This window comes from uncultured Thiodictyon sp. (assembly GCF_903828115.1).
GTDB lineage: Bacteria > Pseudomonadota > Gammaproteobacteria > Chromatiales > Chromatiaceae > Thiodictyon.
The window spans coordinates 1-4,819 of sequence record NZ_CAIKKU010000186.1; the positions used below are offsets into that span (position 1 = coordinate 1).

Sequence of the window (4,819 nt, forward strand, 5' to 3'; positions counted from 1 at the left end):
CAACGGCAACAAGCGAGACGCCCTAAAGTCCTGTTTTCCTTGCTGCGGTTTGTTGTAGACTGTTGAATTCGTCGGACTTCAAATCCGGTTGGGGCCGTCAGGCGGTCCCGGGTGGGTTCGACTCCCACGCCCTTCCGCCAACAACATACGCGTTCCAGACCATGCGAATCGACCACATCCGCCTCAAGAACTGGCTGAGTTTCCGCAATGATCGATCGCATCAAGCGTCAGGCGAAGTATCGCCGACAGACCTTGATCACCACCCACAGTGAGGCAATGCTGAGTAACAGCATCGACGCGAGTGCCATTCTGCTGGTGATACCCACCGACGACGGTTCCCAGATCCGCGGCGCGACCGACGAAGAAGTGGCGATGCTCGAAACGGGGCTATCCCCCGCCGAGGTCCTGTTACCGAAGGCGCGCCCGCAGGGTTTAGAAAAGCTTGGCCTTTTCCAATGACTGCATTCGCGGTCGCCACGGAGGACGCTTGCTGCGTGATGCGTTTGCCGGGCGAAAAGCCCGGATCGACAGCTTCCGGTATCAGGTATCCCGTCCCAGCGCTTCCAGCCGGGCCAGCCAGCAGGCGAAGTGTGGGCAGGCCGCGCGAATGGCAGGAAGACCGATCTCTTTCAGCACGGCGACTCCGGCGGTCTTACGAAATCCGATCGCATAGCCTTCCAGGCGTTTACTCGGGTGGGTCTCCTTACCCTGGTTGATCGACTCCGGCCCGCCCGCAGTTTCGCTCGCCTGCCGCATCCGTTGAGCGATTCCAGGCTGGCCATAAAATTTTTCCACTTGGCCTGGATCGGCGAAGTACCATGCCTCGAATTCATGCACAGCGAGAAATGGAATAAAGCGCGCGGGGTGGCCGAGCGCTTCGACCAAGGAGGTCTCAATCTTCCGCACCTGGGAGAGTGTGTCTGTGCCGGCAGCAGCAGCTTCAGCAACCCCCGGAAACTCTTCTGGCAGCCCATAATAGTCGAGCAGGGTCGTCACCCAGGCAGCGGAATCACCAAGCAGCGGTCGAAGGCTGTTGCGCACCTGGCCCCAATGATTTCCACCAGCGTACTTCATGCCGTCGGCCAGGCGCTTGGTCACCACCCCGGTGGCGAACGCGTAGATGCCGAATCGGATGAGATGCGGTGCCAACAGTTCCCGGACGAACAACTCCTCAGAATCGCCCTCAGCTAATACGAGCAACCGCGTCACGGTCGGCCCCCAAGCACGTTCTTCTCCCAGAGTTCACCCAGGCTGAAATTCTCCAGCCAGGCCTGGTAATCATCCGCGTGCAGGCGTCTGAACTGGCTGCCGCGACCGTCGTGGTCTGCCACGATGACCTGCCCGATGGGGAAATTATCGAGCAAAGTCACCGACTGGGTAGCCACCAGGAGCTGTGTCGTCTCCGCGGCGGCATCGAGCATTTCGGCCAATAGACGAATGGCGAGCGGATGCAATCCCAGTTCTGGTTCATCGATGACGATCAGGCTCGGCATGGCCGATTTCGGCTGATTGAGCAAGGTAGTCAGGCCAATGAAGCGCAAGGTGCCGTCCGACAGCGAATCGGCATCGAAGTAGGCATCCGATTGGCGCTGCTTCCATTCCAATCGAATCGTCTTCTCATTGAGTCGTTGGGGCTCCAGGACAAAATCCTCAAAATAGGGGGCGTTAAGCCGTACCATCGCCACGATACGACGATACTCCGAAGGGTGCATTTTCCTGAGCCAGTAGAGATAGGCGGCAAGATTTGAAGCATCCCCACGCAGATAACGATTGTCATCGACGGGACAAGCGGACTTTACGGCGGCAGCCGCCGAGGTGTCATGCAGGTGGTACCGTCGCCAGCCCTCGATGTACGACCGCACCGACGGGAACTCATTAAGTTGTGCATCGGCCTCTTCTTCTGTCAGCTCGCCGGTGGCCACCGCATCCGCGAGCCGACGCTCCTCATCCTCCTTGAGCTGCCGCTCCAGTGCATCGAGGTCAGTCCCGCCTGCTGACCATTCCACTGCCGATTCCCTGATCGTCAGGCGTTCACTGGCGACATCGAGACTGTTTCCGGCAACCGGGATCAAGGTTTGTTCGTAAGCGAACTCAGCGGCTTCGCATGAAAAGAAACAAGCCTTGGTCGTTTTATTGCCATGAAACAGGATGCGACCGGCACCGCCCATGCGCTTGACCAGGACCTCCCGTTCACCGAGTGCTGATGCCTGAAAAAAAGTAACAGCATCGATAAGATTGGACTTGCCGGACCCATTGGCACCGATCAGCACATTCAGCGGCTCCAATGCGATCGTTTGCCGCTCGATCGATTTGAAACCATGCACCGTGAGTTTCTTCAGCATTGTGCCGACCTCAGGTCATGCGCAGGTGGAACATCGAGAAAACGTCTTGCCGCATGGAGTGTCAGCGAGTCAGGGTCATCGGGGCGGCCAGCGATTTTCAAGCATTCGGTCAAGTCGATCATCAAAAATCCTCGCTCGCAAAGAGAGTGCCCGATCGGGGCTTGACGGCCTGGGTCGTCGCCCAGGCATTATAGATCGCGACGGCGCGGGTCGCGGCCAACCGCACCGCCGGGACCCTGGAGGCCGCGGTCGGAATGATGACCAAGGCCAGGTAGTTCGTAGGTCGGGTTAGCGAAGCGTAACCCGACGATTCGCGTGCCTGCTGTCGGGTTACGGCGCGTTTGACCTCGCGGTTTATAGCAAGGTTCGGTGCACGCGCCTAACCCGACCTACGCACTGTGACCAATCGCCGTGACTCTCGCATTATGCTCCCTCGCTTCGCCTCGTAATGTGAAGGCGATCAAACTAATCGGATCAAAAACGGCCGCAAACGACATCTCGTACTGCCGGGCAGTCAGTTTTCTTGCATGACCGATGCTGTCTTCATCTATGGTACCACCCGGATGCACCCCCTTTCGCACATACAAGACGAGGGGCTCCCCCAGGAAGTCACCTACGATCTCCAAGCAGGAGTTATCAACGCTTGTGTGGGCCGATAAGAAGAATGGCGCCCAACCTTCTCTCTGCCACCCGTAGATTGGCCCGGCTCTATGTTCAACAGACAACTTCGCCCGCAAGCCGGTATTCGGCGGGACACTGCGGCTGTCAGTGCACGGGTGTTTGGGCCATGGCGGGCCAAGTTCGTCGAAGAAGACCCGTCCACCGTGGGGCGACTGGTAAAAGAACACCACTGCTCCGCATACCGGACATGTCGCGTTTGGGACCGTGTAGCTTTCGTACGTGGGCAGGATGTGCGGTACCCACCAGCAGTCTTGTTGCGATGCAGCCCCCGCCACATGCCATCCGCCCCCGCCATAGCCGCCGTTATGCCATCCGCCGCCCCATCCGCAGTTGCAACCTGGAGCGTGATTCCACGCATTACACATACCAGTACTCCGTGCTTTCTGTCCGTTCGCGCGAAGGCCCAAACCCGCGTCTTCGGCGATTGTACGCAACCCAGCATAGTAGATATTCGGCAGATGACACGGAATTTACAGTTTTTTGCAAACCCGATGCGCAGCCTTGCCGGCGCCGCCGCTCCGTGGCGGACAGGCGGCCTCGCCTGGCGGTCGGGGAGTTGGTGACCTGGATCTGCACGGGGGCGGACCCTCAGACTCGGATCTGAGGAGCGCCCAGAGCCAGCCGTCCGCGGTAGGTACTTCACCTACCAGCACATGGTGGGAGGGGCCGCCAAGCACCCGGTGCGGGGCGAGGGAGGGCAATGCGGGCCTGCCCCTGGGCGCTCGAAGCCGGGCCAGACGGAGCCGGACACGCGCGCGCCTGGACAAGGGGAAGGGGGCCGCCACAGAGCCCCCCGTGCGGACTTTTCGTTGCCCGCCGTCGGTCGCGCTGCCTTGACAATCACGTCACTGTTACGATCGGAAATAGGGGACATACCACGGTAGCGAAATGCAGTGCGGCGACTCTGGGGCGAAAAAAGCCTGGTCCGTGTGACGCCCAGCCGAAATCCGCATTACACCAGGCGATCGAGGCGGCGAGCGCCGTGCACGACCCGCACGACCTCGATACCATCAGGCAGCAACCGATAAAGGATCAGGTAATTCCCGACAGGCCAGTGGCGAAACTCCGGGGCGATGTCAGGACGGGCGCGGCCGAGACGGGGATTCTCGGCAAGGAGGACGAACTTGCGGTCGATCTCTTCAAGGAGTCGGTCCGCGGCGTCGGGGTTGTCCTGGGCGATATAGATCCAGATGTCGACCAAATCTTCCTCTGCCCTGGCGGTGCGACGAATGACAGACATCGTGCGTGGCTATCCCAGGGGGCTATCCCCTTGTTCTATTGTGGGCGTTGCTGTTCGTCCCACCGGCGCCGGGCCTCGGCCTTGATCGCGTCCATGTCCTGGAAGCGGCCGGGACCGCTGGCGAGCCCCTCGGCCCACAACCGCCGCAGATCCTCGATATCGCGTTGCTGGAGCGTGCGCCGCTGTTTCCACTCGCGCAGGGCCTCACGAACCACTTCGCTGGTGGTCGCATACTCTCCGCTCTCGACCGCGCCCCGGACCAAGCCAGCCATCTCGGGGGTGAGGGCAATGCTGAGCTTCTCGACGTTTGGCATGGGTCAGTACCTCCTGGTCCGATGGTAGTAAATTTTGCTACTGATTTCCATTGAGCCGTCCCGTCGCGGTCGGCCGCGTCCACCTTGTCCGGGTGGCACTTCTGGCTGGCCTGTCGATAGAGGCGTTTCAGTTCCTTGAGGTCGTCGGGCGGGAGTTGCGGGGGCGCCGGGGTGTCGCGGGCGGTCTCGTTGGCGTCGCGGTAGTCCTCGTAATCGGCGCGGGCGCTGTCGGCCTCCGCTGC

Annotated in this window: 6 protein-coding genes; 2 read left to right on the plus strand and 4 right to left on the minus strand. The window is 60.6% G+C overall.

All coding sequences use genetic code 11. From position 1 onward, the window contains the following. Positions 1-207 precede the first annotated feature (207 nt). Positions 208-459: a hypothetical protein gene (locus tag QZY48_RS06595; protein ID WP_295429266.1), complete on the plus strand. Its 252-nt coding sequence runs from the start codon at positions 208-210 to the stop codon at positions 457-459. 81 nt (positions 460-540) lie between these two features. Here QZY48_RS06595 and QZY48_RS06600 read toward each other — a convergent pair whose 3' ends face one another. The 4 genes from QZY48_RS06600 to QZY48_RS06615 all read right to left on the minus strand — a co-directional run bounded on the left by QZY48_RS06600 (position 541) and on the right by QZY48_RS06615 (position 4,577). Then, positions 541-1,209, minus strand: a complete 669-nt coding sequence (locus tag QZY48_RS06600; RefSeq protein ID WP_295429268.1) for a DUF4276 family protein — start codon at positions 1,207-1,209, stop codon at positions 541-543. Beyond that, entirely contained in the window at positions 1,206-2,342 is a 1,137-nt protein-coding gene (locus QZY48_RS06605; protein WP_295429270.1) for an AAA family ATPase, read from the minus strand. Before QZY48_RS06605 ends, QZY48_RS06600 begins: the two co-directional genes overlap by 4 nt. A gap of 1,633 nt (positions 2,343-3,975) precedes the next feature. Beyond that, a complete protein-coding gene (locus QZY48_RS06610) occupies positions 3,976-4,263 on the minus strand; it encodes a type II toxin-antitoxin system RelE/ParE family toxin (RefSeq protein ID WP_295429272.1) in 288 nt (95 codons plus the stop codon). Between the two features lie 35 nt (positions 4,264-4,298). Next, positions 4,299-4,577 carry a type II toxin-antitoxin system ParD family antitoxin gene (locus QZY48_RS06615; RefSeq protein ID WP_295429275.1) on the minus strand — a complete coding sequence of 93 codons (279 nt, stop codon included), beginning with the start codon at positions 4,575-4,577 and terminating at the stop codon, positions 4,299-4,301. Positions 4,578-4,627: 50 nt separating this feature from the next. Here QZY48_RS06615 and QZY48_RS06620 point away from each other — a divergent pair. Beyond that, on the plus strand, positions 4,628-4,819 hold a 192-nt coding region (locus QZY48_RS06620), incomplete at its 3' end, for a hypothetical protein (RefSeq protein WP_295429278.1).